The sequence below is a fragment of the Myroides sp. genome, from assembly GCF_032073645.1.
Taxonomy (GTDB): domain Bacteria; phylum Bacteroidota; class Bacteroidia; order Flavobacteriales; family Flavobacteriaceae; genus Flavobacterium; species Flavobacterium odoratimimum.
In genome coordinates this window covers 1-22,592 of record NZ_DAMANB010000018.1, presented here as the reverse complement: position 1 = coordinate 22,592, position 22,592 = coordinate 1, and the positions used below count along the sequence as shown (strand labels likewise).

Here is a 22,592-nt window from a genome sequence, read left to right as displayed (position 1 = left end):
AATTAATTTTATGAGGCTTTTTTATTACAACATATTCATTATAAACACTTCTCACACAAAAGCCGTACTTTAAAGGATTAGCAATAAAACGGCAATATGTAGTTTTATTCTAAATAATATTGTACAGATATTAAATTCTATTGATTTTTATGTATCTTCAAGCTCTTTACAAACAACATAAAACAATCATGAATATTGAAACTAAAGTCAAATCAAAAAAAATAACCTTATTACAATCTCTAATCCCTATGATAGTCCTTATTGCACTATTAGGTACTAATGTATTCGTTTATGGTAGTGCTGCTTTAGCGGGTTCTAACCAATTCGTTCTATTAATAGGTGGGCTTATTGCAATCGGAATAGGTCTATACAATAAAGTCGATTACGAAGATATTATTAAAAAAATCACTAAGAACGTTAGAGAGACCACTAGAGCTATCTATATACTGTTATTAGTAGGAGCCTTATCAGGAACTTGGTTATTGAGTGGTATTATTCCGACAATGATTTACTATGGTTTACAGATTTTAGAACCTCATATATTCTTACCAGCGACAGTAATTATCTGTTCCATTATCGCCTTGGCAACAGGTAGTTCTTGGACCACATCTGCTACAGTAGGTATTGCTCTAGTAGGTATAGGTAATGCGATGGGTATTGATCTAGCGCTTATTGGAGGTGCTGTAATATCAGGAGCATACTTTGGAGATAAGTTATCTCCACTATCAGACACTACTAATCTAGCCTCTGCTATGGCTGGTACAGATTTGTTTACTCATATAAGATATATGATGTTCACTACTATCCCTACCTATGTACTAACCTTAATCATATTTATCATCATCAGTTTTAATCTTGATGTACCTGATACAATAGATATGTCCGCTTCATTACAGGCAATTGATCAAACATTCAACATTACACCTTGGTTATTCTTAGTTCCTGTGATTGTAATTGGAGCAATATTAAAAAAGATGAAACCAATACTTGCTTTACTTTTAGGAACCTTATTAGGAGCTGTATTCGCTCTATTTTTTCAGCCAGATATAGTAGCCTTTGTAGGAGAAGGAACTTCATTGACACCAGTTACAGCCTATAAAGGAATTATGAATGCCATCACTACAGATATTGCTATTCTATCTCCTATGGAAAGTTTAAATAGCTTATTCGAAGCAGGAGGAATGAAAAGCATGCTAAACACAGTATGGTTAATTATCTGTGCAATGTTCTTCGGTGGAGCAATGGAAGCTATTGGAGCTTTAAAGAAAATAACACAAACCCTATTGAGCATAGCAAAGTCAGTTTTTGGATTATTCGCAAGCACAATGGCAAGTTGCGTTGTTGTAAACTTAACTGCTTCTGAACAATATTTATCATTAGTAATACCTGGTAAAATGTTTTCTAAAGCCTATAAGGATAAAGGACTTGCGCCTGAGAACTTAAGTAGAACACTAGAAGATTCAGGGACTGTGACATCAGTACTAATTCCTTGGAATACTTGTGGGGCTTATCACTCAGGAGTACTAGGAATTGATACAATGACATATGCTCCTTACGCATTCTTTAATATTATTTCACCATTTGTATCTCTTACTTATGTTGTATTAAATATTAAAATAAGACGTTTAGTAGATACTATAAAAGCATAATTACTCACTTATCTTATAAAAAATAATAGGGCTATTTCGTACGAAATAGCCCTATTATTTTAATTATATCTCTAAGGTTGTTGCGAATTTGTAATCCGTAACATACCATCTAACACTATCTAGAATAGTTAGGTGCAGATTTAGTAATCGTAATATTGTGAGGGTGACTCTCTCCAATACCAGAAGCAGTTAACTGAACAAATCTAGCCACTTCTTGTAATGTAGGAATATCTTTAGCACCACAGTATCCCATACCTGCTCTAAGACCTCCTATGAACTGTAACATACTCTCGCTAAGTTCTCCTTTATAAGGTACTCTACCTTCGATTCCTTCTGGTACCAATTTTTTTACATCATCTTCTACATCTTGGAAGTAACGATCTTTAGAACCTTGCTTCATAGCTGCTACAGATCCCATTCCGCGGTAAGCTTTGAACTTTCTTCCTTCGAAGATAATAGTTTCACCTGGAGATTCCTTAGTACCTGCTAGCATTGATCCTAACATTACACAGTCTGCTCCTGCTCCTAATGCTTTAGGAATATCTCCTGTATAACGAAGACCTCCATCACCGATCACTGGTACACCTGTTCCTTTTAGAGCAGCTGCTACTTCCATGATAGCTGAGAACTGTGGGAACCCAACACCTGCTACTACACGTGTAGTACAAATAGATCCAGGTCCGATACCTACTTTAACAGCGTCAGCACCATTCTCTACTAAGAATAAAGCAGCCTCTGGAGTAGCGATATTACCTACTACTACATCGATTTCAGGGAAAGCAGTTTTTACCGCTTTTAACACCCCTACCACTCCTTGAGAGTGACCATGTGCAGTATCTATAATTAACGCATCTACACCAGCTTGTACTAATAATTTAGCTCTATCTACAGCATCAGCAGTTACTCCTAAAGCAGCTGCAACACGTAGTCTACCGAACTTGTCCTTATTAGCATTTGGTTTTAAAGTAAGTTTAGTGATATCTCTAAAAGTGATTAATCCTACTAATTTATTATCAGCATTAACTACTGGTAATTTTTCGATTTTTTTCTCTTGAAGAATTTCTTCTGCTTGATCTAAAGTAGTACCCTCAGCAGCAGTTACTAGATTATCTTTAGTCATTACCTCTGTGATAGCACGATCGTTTTGTTTTTCGAAGCGCATATCTCTATTCGTAATGATTCCTTTAAGAAGCCCATTGTCATCAACAATTGGAATACCTCCGATTCCGAATTCAGCCATTGCCTTTTTCGCATCACCTACAGTAGCTGTAAGAGGAAGAGTTACTGGGTCTATAATCATACCAGACTCAGCTCTTTTTACCTTTCTTACTTCTTTTGCTTGCTCTTCAGCAGTCATGTTCTTGTGAATCACTCCGATTCCCCCCTCACGAGCCATAGCAATAGCCATTTCACTTTCCGTTACAGTATCCATCGCAGCAGATACTACAGGAACGTTCAAAGTAATGTTTCTAGAAAATTTTGATTTTAAACTAACTTCTCTTGGAAGTATTTCTGAATAGTTTGGAACTAGTAATACATCATCGTAAGTAAGTCCTTGACCGATGATTTTAGTTGTGTGTGCTTTCATGTGCAATGTCGTTGAATTGCACGCAAATTTACTATTTTTCTATGTAATAAAAAACTTTAATGGAAAAAATTAAATATTTTTAAAGCTTCATTATAAGAGCTTTCAAATGACATAGCACTCAAGTTCGTATCTACCTTATTTGCTGTAAAGTAGCTCAACATCTTCTCTGTTGGCATATTTCCAGTCAAATCATCTTTTGCCATTGGACATCCCCCATAACCTTTTATTGCACCATCATAGCGCAGACATCCTGCCTTATACGCCGCATCAATCTTCTCAAACCAACTGTCAGGAGTAGTGTGTAGATGTGCTCCAAACTCAATATTAGGATAAGCTGGAATCAAATTGCTAAATAAATAATCTATCACTTCTGGTGTAGAACTTCCTACCGTATCCGATAATGAAAGAATCTTCACCCCCATCTTTGACAACTTTTCAGTCCAATCCCCTACGATATCTACATCCCACGGATCTCCATAAGGATTTCCGAAGCCCATAGATAGATAAGCCACAACCTCTTTATCCGCCTTAGTAGCGATATTCAATATCTCATCTAAGGTAACGATAGATTCTGCAATAGTCTTATGTGTATTACGCATCTGGAAGTTCTCTGATATAGAAAAAGGGAATCCTAAGTACTGAATTTCTTTATGCTCAGCAGCTTGTTCTGCACCTCTCGTGTTTGCGATAATAGCTAATAGCTTGCTCTCTGTCTTACTCAAGTCTAACTGAGCTAATAACTCAGCCGTATCCTGCATCTGAGGAATAGCCTTAGGAGAAACAAAACTACCAAAATCTATGGTATCAAACCCCACTCTTAAAAGAGACTGTATATACTGTACCTTTTTTTCTGTTGGGATAAACATCTTAATGCCTTGCATAGCATCACGAGGACATTCTATAATTTTTACTGCTGGTTTCATATAATTCAAATATAAATGAAAAGCCACAATTTTACAATGTGATTTTCTTTATTTTATTTACTTAACATACTCAAACAACATTCTATTGATTATCTGACACATAGAGTTCCTAAAAATAAAAAAAGGTTCTAAAGATATTATCCTTAGAACCTTTTTTACTATTATTTTCTTCTTAGCTTACTAGTAGAAAAACTGCTAATCCACTAAAAACGATGATTTGAAGCCACTTTAAAAATATATTGACATATTTATTATCTCTCATATAATCTGTCAGCTTAGCTGCTATAGTACAGATGATAAAGAAAATGACTACTGCCTCTGTAATAAACACGGTACCTAGTACAAAAACCTGTTTCTGTACACTACCTGCACTTTCTGTAATAAACCCTGGGAATAAAGCCAAAAAGAACATCATCACCTTTGGGTTTAATACATTCATCAGCAACCCTTTTCTGACAAATCCCATAAAAGTCTTATCATTCTGTCCTGAAGTAGATTCATCAATGACGATTACATTCTCTTCCTGAAATACTTTATAAGACAACCAGAATAGATATAAGGCTCCGAATAACTTAACACCTTTAAACAGTAATTCAGATTGCGTAATTAAGGCAGAAATCCCAAAAGCAAATAATGATAAATGGAATAATAAACCTCCTACCTGTCCTACCACTACCGCATATCCATACTTACGCCCTCTGGTAATGCTCTGCGAAACCACATATAGAATATCTGGTCCTGGAGTAATAATCAATAAAAAACAAGTTATAAAAAAAGTATATAATACTTCTGTTGACATAATTAATTCTAATATTTAGATAATATGGCTTTATTAATCTTTTTAATCAAGCCTGGTCCTTCATATATAAAGCCAGTATAAAGCTGAATCAAGCTTGCTCCTGCCTCTAGTTTTTCTATCGCATCTTCTGCAGAATGTATACCTCCCACACCGATAATAGGGAATGCTTTATTACTCTTCTCAGATAAGAATCGAATAACCTCTGTACTTCTCTTTGTCAGAGGTTTTCCGCTTAGTCCCCCTGTCTCCTGCTGATGAATAGACTTCAGATTACTGCGATCGATAGTAGTATTCGTAGCGATCACTCCAGCTATCTTTGTTTCTGTAACGATCTCTATAATATCTAATAACTGATCATCTGTTAAATCTGGTGCTATCTTCAGTAAAATAGGCTTAGGAGCCTCTTTCTGATTATTTTTAACTTGTAATCCGTGAAGTAACGCTTTCAGTGGTTCTTTATCCTGTAATGCACGTAAATTAGGTGTATTAGGTGAACTCACATTTACCACGAAATAATCTACATAAGGAAACAACGCTTCAAAACAGATTTCATAATCTTCATTTGCTTGTTCATTAGGAGTCACTTTGTTCTTCCCAATATTCCCTCCTATCAGCGTTCCTTTATTCTTCTTTAGACGCTCAATAGCCTCTTCTATCCCTCCATTGTTAAATCCCATTCTATTGATAAGACCATTGTCTTCTTTTAGACGGAATAATCTCTTTTTAGGATTTCCAGGTTGTCCTTTTGGAGTAAGAGTCCCGATTTCTATAAAACCAAAACCAAAGTTTTCTAATTCACTGTATAACTTAGCATCTTTATCAAGTCCTGCTGCAAGACCTACTGGATTCTTAAACTTTAATCCAAATACTTCTCTCTCTAATCTAGGGTCATTTACTTGACAATTGGCGCGAATAAGTGCGGATACACCAGGAATACTATTCACGAATTTAAGAGCACCGAAGGTAAAATGATGCACTTTCTCTGGGTCAAACCTAAAAAATATAGGCTTAATAATGCTTTTATACATACTAAATGACTTTGTGTTGTTGTGTGTCTAAATTTTGTGCAAAGGTAGTATTTAAACCTTGGATTTCATAGTGGTCTTTTTTTGTTTTTTATGATGGCCTTCCAATAGTTATTTCTAACACTAACCAATTAGGTCAAAACAGTTTACAAAAAAGTCCTTCTAAGTAATCTCTACTAATCTTTCTCTACCAACCAAGCCTTATTTTCCTTGCACTTTCTTGAGGTTTTCTTGGAGATTCCTTGGGATTTTCTAGCTCAGAAGGCATTTTTCTCGAAGAAAGGTGCAAGAATACCTCAAGAAAACCCCTAGCAATCTCGAAACATTATAATTTAAACATTATTCATCACCATACCTCCAACTACCGCATCTTATTTAAATCCAGTATAAACAAAGCGTTCCACTCTTATCTTTTTTATATGTTTTGTAAATTGTAGCATATTAAAAAAGATAGAAATATGTTACCATTACAATACCAAAAGTTCAAAGAAGAACTAGCTAATCACTTAGATTCTGATAGAATTATCACTAATCCGATTCAACTATTAGCGTATGGTACTGATGCTAGTTTTTATAAATTAGTTCCTAAAATAGTTGTTCAAGTACACAATCACCAAGAAGCTGTAGCTACTCTACAGACTGCTACAAGGCATAATGTAGCGGTGACGTACCGAGCGGCAGGAACAAGTCTATCTGGACAGGCAGTAACAGATTCTGTCTTGATGGTGGCTACTCATCAATGGAAAAAATACGAAATCTTAAACAATGGGCTTCAAGCGAAGTTTCAGCCCGGTATTATTGGAGGAAGAGCTAATATTATCCTGGCTCCTTATGGACGTAAAATCGGTCCTGATCCTGGTTCTATCAATGCCGCAATGATAGGCGGTATCGCTGCTAATAACGCTAGTGGAATGTGCTGTGGTACTTCGCAGAACTCTTATAATACAATTGCAGATATTAAGATTGTTCTTTATGACGGAACTGTATTAGATACAGCAAGCGAAGAAAGCAAAAAAGAATTCGCTGAGAAACATCCTGAAATCATCAAAGAAATAGAGCGTTTAAGGGATGCTATTCACACAGATCGCACATTATACGACCGAATAGAGCGCAAGTTTAAAATCAAAAATACCACAGGATATAGCCTTAACGCGTTTATAGATTATCACGATCCTTATGAAATCATTAAGCATATTATGATAGGGTCTGAGGGTACATTAGCCTTTATCTCTGATATTACGTATAATACAGTCATTAATTACAAACACAAAGCATGTACATTAATGATTTTTGAAACGATAGAAAAAGCCTGTCAAGCAGTGCCTTTTTTAAAGAAAAGCCCTGTAGCGGCAGTAGAGTTACTAGATAGAAATAGTATTAAATCTATCGAAGATGAAGCTCTTGCCCCAGAATATTTCAAGACATTACCAGAAACGGCTTGTATCTTACTTGTCGAAGCACAAGCAGAGAATGAAACTGAAATGTCAACTAAACAACAACAGATTAGAGAGGCAATTGCTTCTACTCCTACTTATAAACCTTTTGAGTTTACTTCAGAACCTCAACAATACGCATTCAATTGGAAGGCTAGAAATGGTCTGTTACCTACGACAGGAGCATTGAGAAAGACAGGTACTACTTGTATCATTGAAGATGTTGCCTTTCCTGTAGAGAAATTAGCCGATGCGTGTATTGCCATGAAAGATTTGTTTGCAGAATTACAATACCATGATGCAGTACTATTCGGGCATGCCTTAGAAGGAAACTTACACCTAGTATTCTCACAAGATTTCTCTACTCAAGAAGAAATAGACAGATATGCTCGATTAATGGATGGGTTGGTAGAAATAGTAGTAGATAGATTTGATGGTTCATTAAAAGCAGAACATGGAACAGGGCGAAATATGGCTCCTTTCGTAGAGAAAGAATGGGGTAAACAAGCGTATGACATTATGCTAAAAGTCAAAACTATCTTCGACCCACATAACTTAGTTAACCCTGGTGTGATTATCAATGCTAATCCTCATGTTCACTTAGAGAACTTCAAGGCTTCTCCTGCTACCAACGAAATAGTAGATAAATGTATCGAATGTGGATTCTGTGAATCACACTGTGTCTCAGAAGGGCTCACACTATCACCAAGACAGCGTATCGTAGTAGGTAGAGAAATAGCAAGACTACAAGCCATAGGAAAAGATACAGAAGAGTTAGAGAACTTAGTTGATAGTGCTCACTACTATGCAGACGAAACGTGTGCAACAGATGGTCTATGCGCCTTAGCATGCCCTGTAAAAATAGATACGGGTAAATACATTAAAAACATTCGTCATAGCGCTATTACTGAGAAAGACAGAAAAAATGCTGAATACTTCGTAGAAAATATGGAGCGCGTAACAGCTATGGGACGCAAAGCATTAAACACCGTCGGGGTATTCCAAAATATCTTAGGGAATAAGATTATGACTAGTGTGTCAAGTGGTATGCGTAAGATGTCTGGTAATAAAATACCGCAATGGAACGTAGCTATGCCTAAAGGCAATAAGCACAAAATAACAGAAGCTATCGTTAATCCTGGACAAGATAGAAAAGTAGTTTACTTCCCTTCATGCATTAATAGAACAATGGGTAAATCTAATGACTATCCTAAATCTGATATGGACTTAACTGCTAAAACCGTAGAACTACTTAAACGTGCTGGATATACCATTATCTATCCAGAAAACGTAAATAATATGTGCTGTGGAATGCCATTTAGCAGTAAAGGAATGAAAGAAGAAGGTCATATTAAATCATCCGAATTAGAACTTGCTTTATTAAAAGCTACTGAGGATGGTAGATATCCTGTATTATTCGACATGAGTCCTTGTTTTTATACCTTCTATGATGCTCATAAAGATGGTAAGCTAAAAATGCACGATCCTATCGAATTTATGTTAGATTATGTGATGCATATATTACCTGTTAAGAGTCCAAGAAAAGAAATCAGTGTATTCCCTGTATGCTCTGTTAAGAAAGTAGGATTAGAAGGCAAGTTACTTGAATTGACTAAGCTGTGTGCTGAGAAAGTAAACTATATTGATAGCAACTGCTGTGGCTTCGCAGGAGATAGAGGGTTTACGTTCCCTGAATTAAACAAACATGGTAATAGACACTTAAAAGAACAAATACCTACTGATGCGAAGGATGCATTCTCTACTAGTCGTACGTGTGAAATAGGGCTAACAGAATATGGAGGTGTAAACTTTAAGTCAATCTTCTACTTGATAGATGAAGTAACTAAATAGAACCTACTTATTAAAAATGATATAATATGGCATAGACAACAAGTCTATGCCATATTATATTTAGATTTGTTTTTAAACCAATTCAAAAAACATGCTAAATATAGACTTAACCATATTTCCTATACTCGAAACAGATAGACTTATTCTTAGACGTTTAGATATAAATGACTTAAATACGATGTACACCATGCGTACAGACCCAGAAGTGATGAAGTATATCCCTGTACCTGTTACACAATCAGAAGAAGAAATAAAACAATATATCCATTCTATAGATGAAAGAATGGCAGCTAAAGAATGTGTTAATTGGGCAATCACACTAAAAGAAGAAGGTACAATGATTGGCACCATCGGGTTTTATCGTATGAAACTAGAGCACTATAGAGCAGAAACAGGATATATGTCTTTGCCCCAGTATAATGGAAAAGGTTATATAACTGAAGCTCTTCAAGCCATCGTACATTATGGCTTCTCTACCATGAAATTACATTCTATAGAAGCGCTCTTAGATCCAGAGAATATTGGTTCTATGAAAGTTCTTGAAAAATGCGGCTTTATAAAAGAAGGTCATTTAAAAGAAAACTGGTTCTTTGATGGTCAATTCTTAGATACGGTGATCTATTCTAAACTAAACAAATAAAGTAAGGCTACCTTCTTAGAGGTAGCCTTACATTTTTATATTCACTATTTATAATGCAATTTGATTATAAGCAGCACTAATATGGTTACTTACATCCGAAGCAACTAGACTATGTGGATGAATATTCTCAATAGCTAAATCACCTGCTAATCCATGTAAATAGACTCCTACTATAGCGGCTTCTTTACTAGTGTAACCCTGCCCAAGTAAAGAGGTAATCATACCTGTCAAGGTATCTCCTACTCCAGCAGTAGCCATTCCCCAGTTACCTGATGAGTTAAAGTAGATCATTTCGTCTGGTGCTATTGTTATCGTATGTGCTCCTTTTAATACAAAGATGACATTGTGCTTTTTAGCCAACTGTTTTACTTTATCAATCTTATCAAAGTCATTATCCCACTCACCGATAAGTCTTTTCAGTTCTTTTTCGTGTGGGGTTAAGATACTTTCGGCTGGAACTTTATCTAAACACTTCTGTTCACTAATAATATTAAGAGCATCTGCATCTATTACTAATTTCCTATCCTTATTCTCTTTTAAAAAACTGATTAATGCAGTAGCTGTATCTTTATGTAATCCTATACCACACCCTACTCCTACTGCATCATAATGTTCTACAGATGGAAATACTTTTATATAGTCTTCACTAGTACATGTATCACACATGACTTCAGGTATCCCTGTCTGTACGATAGTATATCCGCAACTCGGTACATAAGCCGTCACGATTCCACTTCCTGTATGCATAGCAGCCTTACTTGCTAAAGTCACAGCTCCTATTTTTCCTTTACTCCCACCGATTAATATTACTCTACCAAAGTCATCCTTATTACTAAACTTAGTTCCTGATTTCACTAAGTTTTTCACTTTATCCTGTTCTACAAAATAAGCATCCGACTTAGTACTCTCTATATAGTCTAGATCGAGTCCTATATCTAATATTTCTAGTTCTTTCACATATTCTTTAGCATCAGATAACAGTAATGCTGTTTTTGGTAATTGGAATGTATAAACTACATCAGCCTTAAATACAATAGCTTCTTTTGGTGTTGCCACATCTGCTAATAATCCTGAAGGCATATCTATAGAAACTCTCTCTAGACATGGAGTTTCATTTAAAAAATCAAAGATAGGACGCCACTCTTCATCTAAAGGACTATGTAATCCTATACCAAATAAAGCATCTACGATAACATCATCTTTCTTTACTTTTAATTTACTCTTTGTATTAAACTTCTCTACATTGATATCTCTATCCTCTAATAGATCTTGATTCTGAGCATTATCAGGACTATATTTCTTAGTTTGCACCAAGAATACCTTCACCATAGCTCCTCCTTCTTTTAATAATCTAGCTAAGGTTAATCCATCACCTCCATTATTTCCCGTTCCACAAAAAATAACAAATGATGTTTGATATAATTTATATCTAGTTTGCAACTTCTCAAAGACTTTAGTTGTTGCTCTCTCCATTAACTTAAATGAAGATATATATTGATTGGATACTGTCTCTTTATCCAATGCTTGCATTTGTGCTGTATTAAAAATTTTCATATTGCTACTTATAGTTAATCATCATGAGTAAAGGTAACAAATACAACTATTGAAAACTGAGCTATACACTACTATACCACCGAATTATCTAAGTGTGAAGAAACATATTGATTCTCACTTTGAGTAATACTAATTATATCAAAAAAATAACAAAACAATGATTATTTACTATAAAATCAACTAAATACTAAAAGCATAAAATAACACTTTTACTGTCAAACTATATTGTCTCTGTATATTTATGTTCAAATGTGATTTAGTATCTTTGAGTTTCTAAAAGGATATTTCAGATGAAACTATATATAAAAAACATGGTGTGTGAAAGGTGTAAAATGGCAGTAGATAATCTACTGACAGAAGCAAAATACACCCCTACTAAAATAGAACTAGGAGAAATAGAAATACAAGAAGACTTGAACTCTTCACAGCTAAAAGAGATTGAAGTTAAATTACAAAAGATTGGTTTTGAACTCCTAGACAATCAAAAAAGTAAAACAGTAGACAAAGTCAAAACAGTATTAATAGAATTAGTACAAAAACACAATGCTAATCTACAAATACCACTATCTGCTTATATAGCGGATAAAATGCAAATGGATTACCACGCTCTAAGCCTATTATTTTCGCAACTAGAACCTACTACTATAGAGCAATACTTTATTCAATTAAAAATAGAAAAGGTAAAAGAACTGTTAGTATATGACGAATTAAGCCTAAAAGAGATAACCTATCAATTAAATTATAGTAGTGTAGCTCACTTAAGCAAACAGTTTAAAAAAGTAACAGGTCTAACTCCTACTCATTTTAAAACTACTGGGGCAGAACGCCGCAAGGTTATTGATAAAATATAACAAAAAAGACGATTTGGTTAAATCGTCTTTTTTGTTCTTATAATTTTGCTTCTAGAGCCTCTTTAGCATGACTAAACCATTCGTCTTTAAGCATACTAAATATAGCAGTATCTCTACGTCTACCACTGTGAATAATGATTTCACTTCTCAATACTCCTTCTAACGTACAACCTACACTCTGAACAGCCACTTTACTTCTCTCATTCGTATTGTCTACTCTAAACTCTACCCTTTCCATTCCCATCACTTCAAAAGCATATTTAAACATCATATACTTACAGTGCTTGTTTACTCCAGTTCCTTGAGTAAGTTTACTATACCAAGTATACCCTATTAATAGCGTCTTGTTCTTTTGATCAATATTATAAAATCGTGTAGAGCCAACATACTCTTCTGTCCTTTTATCAAAAACAATGAAAGGATACGCTTTACCCTTATTCCTATCTTCAATCGCTTGGCTAATATACTTTTTCATTCCATCAGCTCCTTCAACTCCGACAGTTGCATATTTCCATATTTCAGGTTCTTTAATTGCAAACCCTACTAAATCATTGTAATTATAAGCTTCTAGTGGTTTAAGAATGACGCGATCATCCATTAACACAATATCCTCCATATCCCTATGCTTTTTTTTCTTTTGAGATTTCAGTCACTAAAACATATCTGAAAGATGGTGCATCAGCAGGAGGATTAGCTATATCTATTCTCTTCACTTCTATTTTATACTCATATCCTTCTTCATAATTAAACCCCTCTATCTCTTGATACATTAACTCCCAAGGTGCATCCTCTTCTTCCTTGACCATCATACATTTTTTAGGGGCAATACCCGCACACTCATCCAGCTTAGAAGCTACATATAATACCTTCACCTCTTCAGAAGCATCTATTTCGGTTACTTCAGGCACATCATTATGCTCAACAGTACTATTTTCTCCTTGCTCTATATTTTTATCCTTACAAGAAATTAATACACCTAAAGACATTATGGCTAATAAAACTATTTTTTTCATTCTTTATAATTTTCTAGTTTGGTAAAAATATAAATTTAAAACTCAATGAGTCGTTTTTACGTACTTAATTCTAGTATAAACAAAAAAAGCTTGCCCTATGCATAGGCAAGCTCTTCTATTATTTCACTGTCTAATAAAGCTAATTCAGCTCTAAGATTAGGTTGTTCTTTTAAAAATTCATTAACCCAAATCATTAGTTGTTCTAAATCATAAGGTAATAATGCATGCATTGCTTTTTCTAATTCTTTAGAAAACAAGGCCGAATCAAAACTGACATTCTTAAGTACAAGGGTAGTGTACTCTAACATCATTCGTTTGTTCATAACTACAATTTTTTTCTTTTTCTATGAACAAACTTACACACTTTCTGTTAAAACACAAAACATAACACAAAACTTAACCTTAAAAGATATTTAATTACATAAAATTAATACTAGAATAACAAAAAAATAACCACAAAAAACCTAAAAAAGTACATTAGTGTTAATCTAAAATCGAATAAATAACTAATATTATTCATGATTAAATAAATATCTAATTGACAGTATATTTTCCTTCTTTGTCATTTTATGGAAGTAGATTATCCTTTATACCCGACTAACATCTCCCTTTTACCAGGAGGTCCAGGAACCTTCTCTATTTTAAATCCTACTTCTTTCATCGCCCTTTTAATAGGCCCCCTACAAGCATACGTGGCTATAACGCCTGTATCGCCTAATGCGTCATAAACCTTCTGGAATATTTCTACAGACCATAAATCTGGTTGAAACTGATATCCAAAAACATCAAAATAAATAACATCAAAATAAGACTGATTGACTACTGCTTCTTCAAAGGTACTATGGATCTTATGCAACGTAAACTCTGCTGTAACCTCATGTGATACATCCCAAGTACACTGATGCATCTGTTTAAACAAGATATCATCTCCATCTCTGTCATATAAAGCACTAAAATCTAATGCTACGCTTTCTTGTTCTGTTACAGGAAAAGCTTCAATACTGTGATACTCTACTATTTTTCCCTTTCTTCTAGCCTCTACTAGTGTTAAAAAAGCATTTAGTCCTGTACCAAACCCCATTTCTAATACTTTCACAGTAGTTTTCTCTATCCTATCAAAACCTCTTTCTATATAGACATGTCTTGCCTCCTGAATAGCTCCATGAATTGAATGATATGTTTCTCCCCATTCTTCAATTTCAATAGATGTAGAGCCATCTGAAGTTGTCACTATTTTTCTTTTCACTGTATCAATAATTTTTTAATCCTAGGAATAGGCCCACCACACTTCTTTTGATGACATGTTAAACATGAGTTTATCATATCATTAAACTGTTGTACTTTATCACCTTCATTATCTTGATAGAGAATCTGTTCTAGCTTTAAATACTGCTCTGCCTGCTCAGTAAAAAACATATCTCTATCACTAGGATCTGTCATCTTAGCAGTAAGAATATCTCTATGTTTATCAGGTAAAGTTCCCAATTCTTTCTTTTCTTGCTCTATTTCTGCCTTTAAAAATGCTCCTTGAGCATACATCTCTTCCATAAGAGATGCCATCGGAGCCATATTATACATCTTAAATGCAGTTGTATCTTTCGTCACAGATTCTTTATTATCTTCTATTTGTTTAGTTTCTTTTTTACAAGATAACAAAACTGAAAACACTAATAGAACAAGACACAATATTGATTTATTTCTCACCTTCTATTACTTATCTTTATTAATTGCGATACCATCTGCTGTAAAAGCGTAAGTAACCTTAGGTTCTGTAATAGCTGCTATTTCTTCGTCAGACTTACCTGCATCTTTAGCATAGTGTTTTAGTTCATCTACAGATACTACAGATATAAACGCTCTACCATCTAGTATAACTTCATGTCCAGCGGCATTCATAGGCGCAAAGAATCCGTAATCTGTAAAACGAACAAATCCTTTTTTCTCACCTGGCAACTCTACATTCATCCAACAACCTTTCTTTTGGCACACATCATTAATAGTTGTTTCAAATTGTACTTTTATAGTATCTCCTTCTTTTAATTCTTGGTATCTCTTAAGCATAGCTTCTTTAGAAAGAACATCTCCCATTACTACACTATCTCCAAAATATTCGTATGTCTTCTGTACATCTACTAGAGTAGAATTATCCTTATTTTCATTTTTACAACCAGTCAAAATGAAAGCCATTATGCTTAAAGAAGCAATTATTCTTATCATGATAAAAAAATTAAGTATTCGGTAGACCAAAATTAAGTCAAAAAAATAAATCAAAAAGATTTAGTTTATATAAACATCTTTCATGGATTATTATAATTTCAGTAAATAATTTCGATTAAACAATATTTATCACGGCATTTTAGATAAAGTTCAACAAGAAACTATTTTTGAGTACTTTTTTTGATAATTTTGTAATGTGTTGCTTTTTTAATACATTGCAAGCATAAGTAAACAGACAATTAAAAAAACATTATAAGAAATGAGTTTAGAAACAAACAACCTTTTTTCTATTGAGAAAGTAGAAAAATCAAAAATAGCATCAGTTGACTTCGAAAACCTGAAGTTTGGTTCTGTATTTACTGACCACATGCTAGTATGCCACTACAAAGATGGTAAATGGGGACAAGTAGAAATCAAACCTTATGGACCAATGTCTTTTGCACCTTCAACAAATGTGTTCCACTATGGACAAGCTATCTTTGAAGGAATGAAAGCATACAAAGATGCAAATGAAGATGTATGGTTATTCCGTCCACGTGAAAACTGGGCTCGTTTCAACAAATCTGCAGAACGTATGGCTATGCCACATATCGACGAAGAAAGATTCGTAGATGGATTAAAAGCACTAATCAACCTTGATAGAGACTGGGTTAAACAAGGACAAGGAAATGCTTTATACATTCGTCCTTTTATGATCGGAACTCATGAAGGTGTAGTAGCTGGACCTTCTAGTGAGTTTATGTTCTGTATCATTTGTTCGCCTGCACGTACATACTACTCAGGAAAAGTAAAAGTTCAAATCGCTGAACACTATAGCCGTGCTGCTAATGGTGGTGTTGGTTATACTAAATGTTCTGGTAACTATGCTGGACAATTCTACCCAACTAAATTAGCTCAAGAAGCAGGATACCAACAAGTAATCTGGACTGATGATGCTACTCATACTAAACTAGAAGAAGCAGGTACTATGAACGTATTCTTCAGAATTGGAGATACTTTAATCACAGCTCCTACTAGTGAGAGAATCTTAGATGGTGTGACTAGAAAAAGTTTGCTTGACATCGCTAAGAGCAAAGGAATTAATGTAGAAGTAAAATCTATCGTAGTTCAAGATTTACTAGATGCACATGCTAAAGGTGAATTAAAAGAAATCTTCGGAGCAGGAACTGCAGTTACAGTAGGACAAATCGAAGGATTTGCTTTCCAAGATAATTACTATAGATTACCAGAAGTGAGTGATGAGAACTCTTTTGCAATTCAATTAAAAACAGCTCTTCAAGGAATTCAACAAAAGAATATTGAAGATACTTTTGGATGGACAGAAAAAATCTAATCTAAAGTTTCTTTTATCATATTAAAAAACGGCAGTAATTCTGCCGTTTTTTTTATCTACAATCTAACTCTTTTGACTATTTTTGCTAAAAAATAATTATGTTTACACCTGGACAACTTAAGTTTGCTATATTTTTCATTATTGCTTTTACCATAGTAATGATTATCATGTATAGAAAAGATATAAAACTACACCGTATCTATTACAAAAATAGACTATGGGTCTTAGTTGCCTTTTTATCATTTATAGGTTCTTTATTTATTTTAAAAAACTTTTTGAAGTAATTCATATAGCTCTAAATTGTTATGAAAATTCTAAAGTATTTCTCTCTTTTACTACTATTAACATTAGTTTCTCTTTTTGTATTCATACTTACTCAAAGTCCCGAATATAAAGTAGAGAGAACATTCACTGTGGATGCTCCTAAAGAAATAGTCTATAATTATATCAATGATTTAGACAATTGGACTGATTGGATGACTTCCCAAAAGTCTAATAATGGAACTTACCAAATAGAGTTAGAAAATTTAGGATCTTATCATATAAGAGCAGAATATAGCCATCCATACGATAGCTTATCTCAAGATATTTTAAATGACAATAAGATTTCAAATATTATTTGGAGATTAAAAGGTCAACAAAATAAAACACAAATTACTTTTACTTTTAATGGGACTTTAGACCTGCAAACAAAGTTTACTTCTTTTTTTAAAGGATCACCTAACCAAGTAGCTACTAATAGTCTTAACAAAAACATAGATGCTTTTATTGTTTACTTTATTAAACAGTATAAAGAATATGAAGTAAAACTAGATGCAGTCAAGTCAACTCCTAGTATCGAATACCTATACCTAGAAGCTTCTTCTTCTATAGGAACATTAAATGAAGACTTATTAGCCTTAAATAAGGACTTATCTGATTTTTGTTCTACTAACCAAATAGAAATAGCAGGAGATCCCTATTTGATATTGAACAATTCGAAAGCACAAAACACGCTTACTTATCGATTTGCCTTACCTATTAAAGGGAATATATACTTAAACGAAGAAGAAAAGTATAAAATAGATAAACTTGATAAACAGAGTTATTTTGAATCAACACTAATCGGTTATTACACATTCTTACCAGAAGCAATGCGTAAGACAAGAACAGAGATTAGTGATAAAGAATTAAACATTCTACCTGATGAACCTATTATCTTACTGCTTAAGAAGTCTGTTATTGACTCTAGATTAGCAGCAGAATGGGAGACTATAATCAAAGTACCTATTGAGAAAAAGGAAGTTCCAATCCCTACTCCTGTTTATCAAAATAATACAAACAGTAACAATACTCATGAAGTAAATACTGAAACAGAAAACAAAGAGGAAATAACCAATTCTACTATATAAAAAAAGAGGCTTTAAATTTTATTTTAAAGCCTCTTTTTTTATCTTAATTCTGGATTATCTGCTATTATCTGTTTAGCTCTTTCTAAATCTTCTGGTGTATCTATTCCTATCCCTAAATGCTTTGTAATAGCCATTTTAATACGCTTACCATACTCTAAGTATCTTAGTTGCTCTAACTTCTCAGAAGCTTCTAAAAACTTCATTGGTAAAGTAGTAAACTCAAGTAAAGCTTCTTTTCTAAAAGCATATACTCCAATATGTTGATAATACTGTACTTTCACTTCCTTATCTCTTGGATAAGGAATTACAGAACGAGAAAAGTATAGTGCTGTATTGGTATCATCCACAACTACTTTTACATTATTAGGATTCTCTATTGTAGTCCATTCATCAATTGGAGTCATTAAAGAAGCTAAATCTACTTGCTTAGTCTCATCTCTCTGAAATATATCAATTAGCTTTTCTAAATTCTCTTTACTAACGAAAGGCTCATCTCCTTGTACATTAATAACAATATCGGCCTCTATATCTTTTACAGCTTCTGCTATACGGTCACTCCCACTCTCGTGTTCTTTAACACTCATCACAGCTCTTCCCCCATGATGGATAATTTCATTGTAAATCAACTCTGAGTCTGTAGCTACAAATACATCATCAAAAAGCCCTGTTGCTAATGTTGCTTCATAAGTACGACGGATAATAGTTTTCCCTGCTAAATCTTCCATTAACTTTGCAGGAAAACGGGTAGATGCATATCGAGCTGGTATTACTGCTATAACTTTCATTTTAATCTTTTTTAGTATTCAAATATACTATCTTGTTATTAATAATAATTGGGTAATGTTAAACTATTTTATCTATCAGTCTTGAAGAAAATATTCATCTTGAAAACCGATTAGATACAATTTATCTTTAGCACGAGTCATTGCTGTATATAACCATTTTACGTAATCTTCTGTTATTCCATCAGGTAAATAAGGTTGTTCAATAAATACCGTCTCCCACTGACCACCTTGTGACTTATGACACGTAATGGCGTATGCAAACTTAACCTGCAAAGCATTAAAATATTCATTCTCTTTTAATTTCTGCATTTTTCGGTACTTGGTTATCTCATCTTCATAATCTAACAACACTTCATTATACAGTTTGTTCATCTGATCATAAGTAAGAGCAGGTGACTCACTAGTCAGAGTATCTAAAAATATCATAGTATCAAAAGGAGCCATATCAGGGTAATCAATCATTCTAATTCGTACAGAAGCAAATCTAAACCCATACAACTCTATTGTTCTATAGATTTGTAAAACTTCAATAATATCGCCATTTGCTATAAAGTCAGTTACAGTTGAGTCTTTAAGCCAAAAGTAATTATTCTTCACAACCATCAATAAATCACCTGCTGATATCTCGCTATCCTTATCTAGAATACGAGCTCTGATCTGCTGATTATATGCATTCGCACGTTTATTAGAACGCACAATGAAAGTAGTCTCTTCTGGCCCACTGTTTGAATATGATGAATAAATAGCATCCTGAATATCATAACCATCTATTAGGCGAATAATATCTTTAAACCCTTGTAATTGAAACTGAAAAGTATCTGCAAAATAAGACCCGATTGCCAGACGTAGTTCTGTGGCATTATATAGAATTCCTGAATCAACTTCTTGTCGCATTACTTCATCTAATTCTATATGCTGAATATCCATATCATAATTAAATCGAAGCTGGTCTATATCTAATGCTGGACTAATATTCATTCCTACTGGAGGTAACTGAGCTGTATCCCCTATTAAAATCAACTTACAATTAAAACCAGAATACACATAATAAACTAAGTCGTCCAATAAAGATCCATGTGGATACATAGAGGTATCTCCTGCACTAGCATCTCCTATCATAGAAGCCTCATCTACTATAAATATCGTATTTCGATTTCTATTATGACGCATGGTATATTGAAAAGTACCTCCTGTCTTACTAGGCTTAGGATAATAAATATTCTTATGAATGGTAAAAGCAGATCGATTAGAATAATTACTGATCACCTTAGCTGCGCGTCCTGTAGGAGCAAGCATCACAGAGAACTTATTAACGCTTCTCAATTCATTAACTACTGTAGATAACAATGTAGTTTTACCAGTACCCGCATATCCTTTTAATACAAACAATTCATCTTGTGTATCATTTGTAACAAAATCAGCAATCTTCTGAAGAAAAATGTCTTGCTTTAAAGTTAAATCATAAGGAAATTTCTGACGGAGTAGTTTATAAAACTGTTGACCTATCATAGTTGTATATTCTTTTTTATCTATTGTATGCCAAAGATACTAAGCTTTTTATCCCTTGACTAGAAGATTGCAATAAAAAAGTGTAATTTTGCCTATATTCGAAATTCATATTTTAAACTCACGATGTCAAAGAATTACCATAAACTTTTAATACAAGTTTCTTTAAATAAATTCTCTTTTGCTATTAAAGACAAATTAGCACATGAGATTATTCACTTTGCATCTGAAGCTATTTCTCAAACTAAATCTATAGAGGAACAATTAGACAAAATTTTTCAAAAGCATATAGAATTAACAGAAAGATACGATGAAGTAATTGTACTACATGATAATACACTTAATACATTTATCCCAAGAAAACTATTCAATGAAGATTCTATGGGGTATTATCTACAGTATTCAACAAAAGTGTTTTCTACAGACTTCTTTGCTTTTGATGAATTAGAAAGTAGTGCTATTAATAATGTTTATATTCCTTATGTCAATATCAATAATTATTTAATTGATAAATTTGGAAGCTTTACTTACCACAACATTAATACATTACTAGTAGAGATTTTACTAAAAAAGTCAAGTAAAAATACTGAAAAAGAAGTTTATGCTTTTTTACAAAAAGATCACTTTGAATTAGTAGTAGTCAGTAATGGAGAATTACTTTTTTTTAATTCATTTCAATGCCAGACTGCACAAGACTTTATTTATTACATCTTGTTTACTTATGAACAATTAGAATTAAATACAGAGTCAAACCCACTTTACTTGATTGGAAGAGTAGATACGGACGACTCTTATTATGAACAAGCATATACCTACATTCGAGAAGTCAGTGTAGTAGATAATAATTTTTTTATTAGCGATGATCTTTTATTACATCATCAAGTACCTAAACAATATTACATTTTATTCCATTCATGAGAATTATATCAGGAAAACTAAAAGGAAGACGTATTTCGCCCCCTAAAAACCTACCTGTCCGTCCTACAACGGATATGAGTAAAGAATCTCTATTTAATATTCTAAATAATCACTTTAATTTTAGTGAACTAACCATATTAGACCTATTCGCAGGTACAGGAAACATCAGTTACGAATTTGCTTCTAGAGGAGCAGAATCTATCGTTAGTGTAGATGGTGATATGGGGTGCATTAACTTTATAAAGAAAACAGCAAAAGAACTAGACCTTAATATTATTCCACTAAAGTCTGACGTATTTAAATTTATAGAGAAGCATCAGGCTTCTTATGATATCGTTTTTGCTGATCCTCCTTATGATTTTACCCAAGAACAATTTGAAAAAATACTAAAGGATATTTTTGAGAAAGGACTTGTTGATGAGCAAGGTATGGTTGTTATAGAACACTCTAAGTTTACTAAAATGGATCATTTAGAACATTTCTCTTTCGAAAAAAACTATGGTGGTTCTGTATTTACCTTCTTTGAATACGAGCTAGAAGATGAGGAAGATGATGATGATGATGAATAAATATCATACTAACATATAAAAAAAGGACTATTATCTTAGATAATAGTCCTTTTTTAGTACCTAATAGATACTAAAAATAAAGAGTAAACCTATAAGCCGGATTCTGTAAGTACCGAAGTACCCCCTTATCATTTATCCCGGCTATCAATTACTCGATAGCTCTATCTGCCTACCCCTAAAGCATCGGGCGGGCACCCTCAAACGCTAAATATACATGACATTTCACCGCATAGAGTTTACCTGGTTTCACTACAGCATTACCTGTACATACTTTCTGTTGCACTTGTCCTCTTGGCAAGCCAAGGATGGGCGTTACCCATTATGCCTCCCTATGGTGTCCAGACTTTCCTCTATTTTCATTACTGAAAGTAGCGATAAGGCAGTTTACTCTCTGCAAAAGTAATTCATTTCTCACAACACAAAAAATTATTTACTAGTATTATTTTACCATTTTAGAACTAATGACATTAAATAACTCCTTATTCTTTAGTAGAAGTCATCTTGACTTTTTAGTTTTCTGAAATTTCTTTAGTCCTATAACAATAAA

Annotated in this window: 22 protein-coding genes and 1 other RNA gene; 9 read left to right on the top strand and 14 right to left on the bottom strand. The window is 33.6% G+C overall.

The features are described from left to right. Positions 1-149 precede the first annotated feature (149 nt). Positions 150-1,649 (top strand): Na+/H+ antiporter NhaC, encoded by a 1,500-nt coding sequence (gene nhaC, locus RT228_RS13160; RefSeq protein WP_006258465.1) that lies wholly within the window; start codon positions 150-152, stop codon positions 1,647-1,649. Positions 1,650-1,764: 115 nt separating this feature from the next. Here nhaC and guaB read toward each other — a convergent pair whose 3' ends face one another. The 4 genes from guaB to RT228_RS13140 all read right to left on the bottom strand — a co-directional run bounded on the left by guaB (position 1,765) and on the right by RT228_RS13140 (position 5,987). Beyond that, positions 1,765-3,237: an IMP dehydrogenase gene (gene guaB / locus RT228_RS13155; RefSeq protein ID WP_006258466.1), complete on the bottom strand. Its 1,473-nt coding sequence runs from the start codon at positions 3,235-3,237 to the stop codon at positions 1,765-1,767. A 56-nt stretch (positions 3,238-3,293) separates the two neighbouring features. After that, complete coding sequence (locus tag RT228_RS13150; RefSeq protein WP_039851797.1) at positions 3,294-4,160, bottom strand: hydroxymethylglutaryl-CoA lyase; 867 nt, start codon at positions 4,158-4,160, stop codon at positions 3,294-3,296. Between the two features lie 172 nt (positions 4,161-4,332). After that, positions 4,333-4,959 (bottom strand): LysE family translocator, encoded by a 627-nt coding sequence (locus RT228_RS13145; protein WP_006258468.1) that lies wholly within the window; start codon positions 4,957-4,959, stop codon positions 4,333-4,335. A gap of 8 nt (positions 4,960-4,967) precedes the next feature. Beyond that, positions 4,968-5,987: a quinone-dependent dihydroorotate dehydrogenase gene (locus RT228_RS13140; protein WP_006258469.1), complete on the bottom strand. Its 1,020-nt coding sequence runs from the start codon at positions 5,985-5,987 to the stop codon at positions 4,968-4,970. Between the two features lie 455 nt (positions 5,988-6,442). Between RT228_RS13140 and RT228_RS13135 the strand changes: the two genes are divergently transcribed. Next, entirely contained in the window at positions 6,443-9,268 is a 2,826-nt protein-coding gene (locus RT228_RS13135; protein ID WP_313138697.1) for an FAD-binding and (Fe-S)-binding domain-containing protein, read from the top strand. A 91-nt stretch (positions 9,269-9,359) separates the two neighbouring features. Then, positions 9,360-9,908, top strand: a complete 549-nt coding sequence (locus RT228_RS13130; protein WP_006258471.1) for a GNAT family N-acetyltransferase — start codon at positions 9,360-9,362, stop codon at positions 9,906-9,908. Between the two features lie 48 nt (positions 9,909-9,956). Here RT228_RS13130 and RT228_RS13125 read toward each other — a convergent pair whose 3' ends face one another. After that, a complete protein-coding gene (locus RT228_RS13125; protein ID WP_006258472.1) occupies positions 9,957-11,462 on the bottom strand; it encodes an NAD(P)H-hydrate dehydratase in 1,506 nt (501 codons plus the stop codon). A gap of 290 nt (positions 11,463-11,752) precedes the next feature. Here RT228_RS13125 and RT228_RS13120 point away from each other — a divergent pair, with 290 nt between their 5' ends. Continuing rightward, positions 11,753-12,313, top strand: coding sequence for an AraC family transcriptional regulator (locus RT228_RS13120; RefSeq protein WP_259638201.1), 561 nt, complete (start codon positions 11,753-11,755; stop codon positions 12,311-12,313). A 37-nt stretch (positions 12,314-12,350) separates the two neighbouring features. Here RT228_RS13120 and RT228_RS13115 read toward each other — a convergent pair whose 3' ends face one another. The 6 genes from RT228_RS13115 to RT228_RS13090 all read right to left on the bottom strand — a co-directional run bounded on the left by RT228_RS13115 (position 12,351) and on the right by RT228_RS13090 (position 15,513). Beyond that, positions 12,351-12,929 (bottom strand): GNAT family N-acetyltransferase, encoded by a 579-nt coding sequence (locus RT228_RS13115; RefSeq protein ID WP_006258474.1) that lies wholly within the window; start codon positions 12,927-12,929, stop codon positions 12,351-12,353. A gap of 4 nt (positions 12,930-12,933) precedes the next feature. Next, positions 12,934-13,326, bottom strand: coding sequence for a DUF4377 domain-containing protein (locus tag RT228_RS13110; protein ID WP_039330221.1), 393 nt, complete (start codon positions 13,324-13,326; stop codon positions 12,934-12,936). Positions 13,327-13,421: 95 nt separating this feature from the next. Beyond that, the gene (locus RT228_RS13105; protein ID WP_006258477.1) at positions 13,422-13,649 is read right to left on the bottom strand and encodes a hypothetical protein; all 228 of its coding nucleotides are present in this window, start codon (positions 13,647-13,649) and stop codon (positions 13,422-13,424) included. 257 nt (positions 13,650-13,906) lie between these two features. Beyond that, positions 13,907-14,572, bottom strand: coding sequence for a tRNA (5-methylaminomethyl-2-thiouridine)(34)-methyltransferase MnmD (gene mnmD, locus RT228_RS13100; RefSeq protein ID WP_039330224.1), 666 nt, complete (start codon positions 14,570-14,572; stop codon positions 13,907-13,909). Then, on the bottom strand, positions 14,569-15,030 hold the full coding sequence (locus tag RT228_RS13095) for a hypothetical protein (RefSeq protein ID WP_235280006.1): 462 nt from the start codon (positions 15,028-15,030) through the stop codon (positions 14,569-14,571). The genes mnmD and RT228_RS13095 overlap by 4 nt, the downstream gene beginning before the upstream one ends. A gap of 6 nt (positions 15,031-15,036) precedes the next feature. Further along, positions 15,037-15,513 carry a DUF4920 domain-containing protein gene (locus tag RT228_RS13090; protein ID WP_039330225.1) on the bottom strand — a complete coding sequence of 159 codons (477 nt, stop codon included), beginning with the start codon at positions 15,511-15,513 and terminating at the stop codon, positions 15,037-15,039. 289 nt (positions 15,514-15,802) lie between these two features. Here RT228_RS13090 and RT228_RS13085 point away from each other — a divergent pair, with 289 nt between their 5' ends. The 3 genes from RT228_RS13085 to RT228_RS13075 all read left to right on the top strand — a co-directional run bounded on the left by RT228_RS13085 (position 15,803) and on the right by RT228_RS13075 (position 18,267). Further along, on the top strand, positions 15,803-16,876 hold the full coding sequence (locus tag RT228_RS13085; protein ID WP_313138696.1) for a branched-chain amino acid aminotransferase: 1,074 nt from the start codon (positions 15,803-15,805) through the stop codon (positions 16,874-16,876). 98 nt (positions 16,877-16,974) lie between these two features. Continuing rightward, entirely contained in the window at positions 16,975-17,160 is a 186-nt protein-coding gene (locus tag RT228_RS13080; protein WP_006258484.1) for a hypothetical protein, read from the top strand. 21 nt (positions 17,161-17,181) lie between these two features. Continuing rightward, positions 17,182-18,267: a hypothetical protein gene (locus RT228_RS13075; protein ID WP_039330227.1), complete on the top strand. Its 1,086-nt coding sequence runs from the start codon at positions 17,182-17,184 to the stop codon at positions 18,265-18,267. Positions 18,268-18,305: 38 nt separating this feature from the next. On the opposite strand, the gene kdsB is transcribed toward RT228_RS13075, so the two are convergent. Both kdsB and RT228_RS13065 read right to left on the bottom strand, forming a co-directional pair. Beyond that, positions 18,306-19,052 carry a 3-deoxy-manno-octulosonate cytidylyltransferase gene (gene kdsB / locus RT228_RS13070; RefSeq protein WP_313138695.1) on the bottom strand — a complete coding sequence of 249 codons (747 nt, stop codon included), beginning with the start codon at positions 19,050-19,052 and terminating at the stop codon, positions 18,306-18,308. Between the two features lie 75 nt (positions 19,053-19,127). Continuing rightward, on the bottom strand, positions 19,128-20,561 hold the full coding sequence (locus RT228_RS13065; RefSeq protein ID WP_006258487.1) for an ATP-dependent RecD-like DNA helicase: 1,434 nt from the start codon (positions 20,559-20,561) through the stop codon (positions 19,128-19,130). A 123-nt stretch (positions 20,562-20,684) separates the two neighbouring features. On the opposite strand from RT228_RS13065, the gene RT228_RS13060 reads away from it, so the two are divergent. Continuing rightward, positions 20,685-21,476, top strand: a complete 792-nt coding sequence (locus RT228_RS13060; protein ID WP_006258488.1) for a DUF3822 family protein — start codon at positions 20,685-20,687, stop codon at positions 21,474-21,476. Beyond that, positions 21,473-22,045 (top strand): RsmD family RNA methyltransferase, encoded by a 573-nt coding sequence (locus tag RT228_RS13055; protein WP_039330231.1) that lies wholly within the window; start codon positions 21,473-21,475, stop codon positions 22,043-22,045. Before RT228_RS13060 ends, RT228_RS13055 begins: the two co-directional genes overlap by 4 nt. Before the next feature lie 76 nt (positions 22,046-22,121). Here the strand turns inward: RT228_RS13055 and rnpB are convergent. After that, an RNA gene (rnpB, locus tag RT228_RS13050) (RNase P RNA component class A) lies at positions 22,122-22,436 on the bottom strand. Between the last annotated feature and the right edge of the window lie 156 nt (positions 22,437-22,592).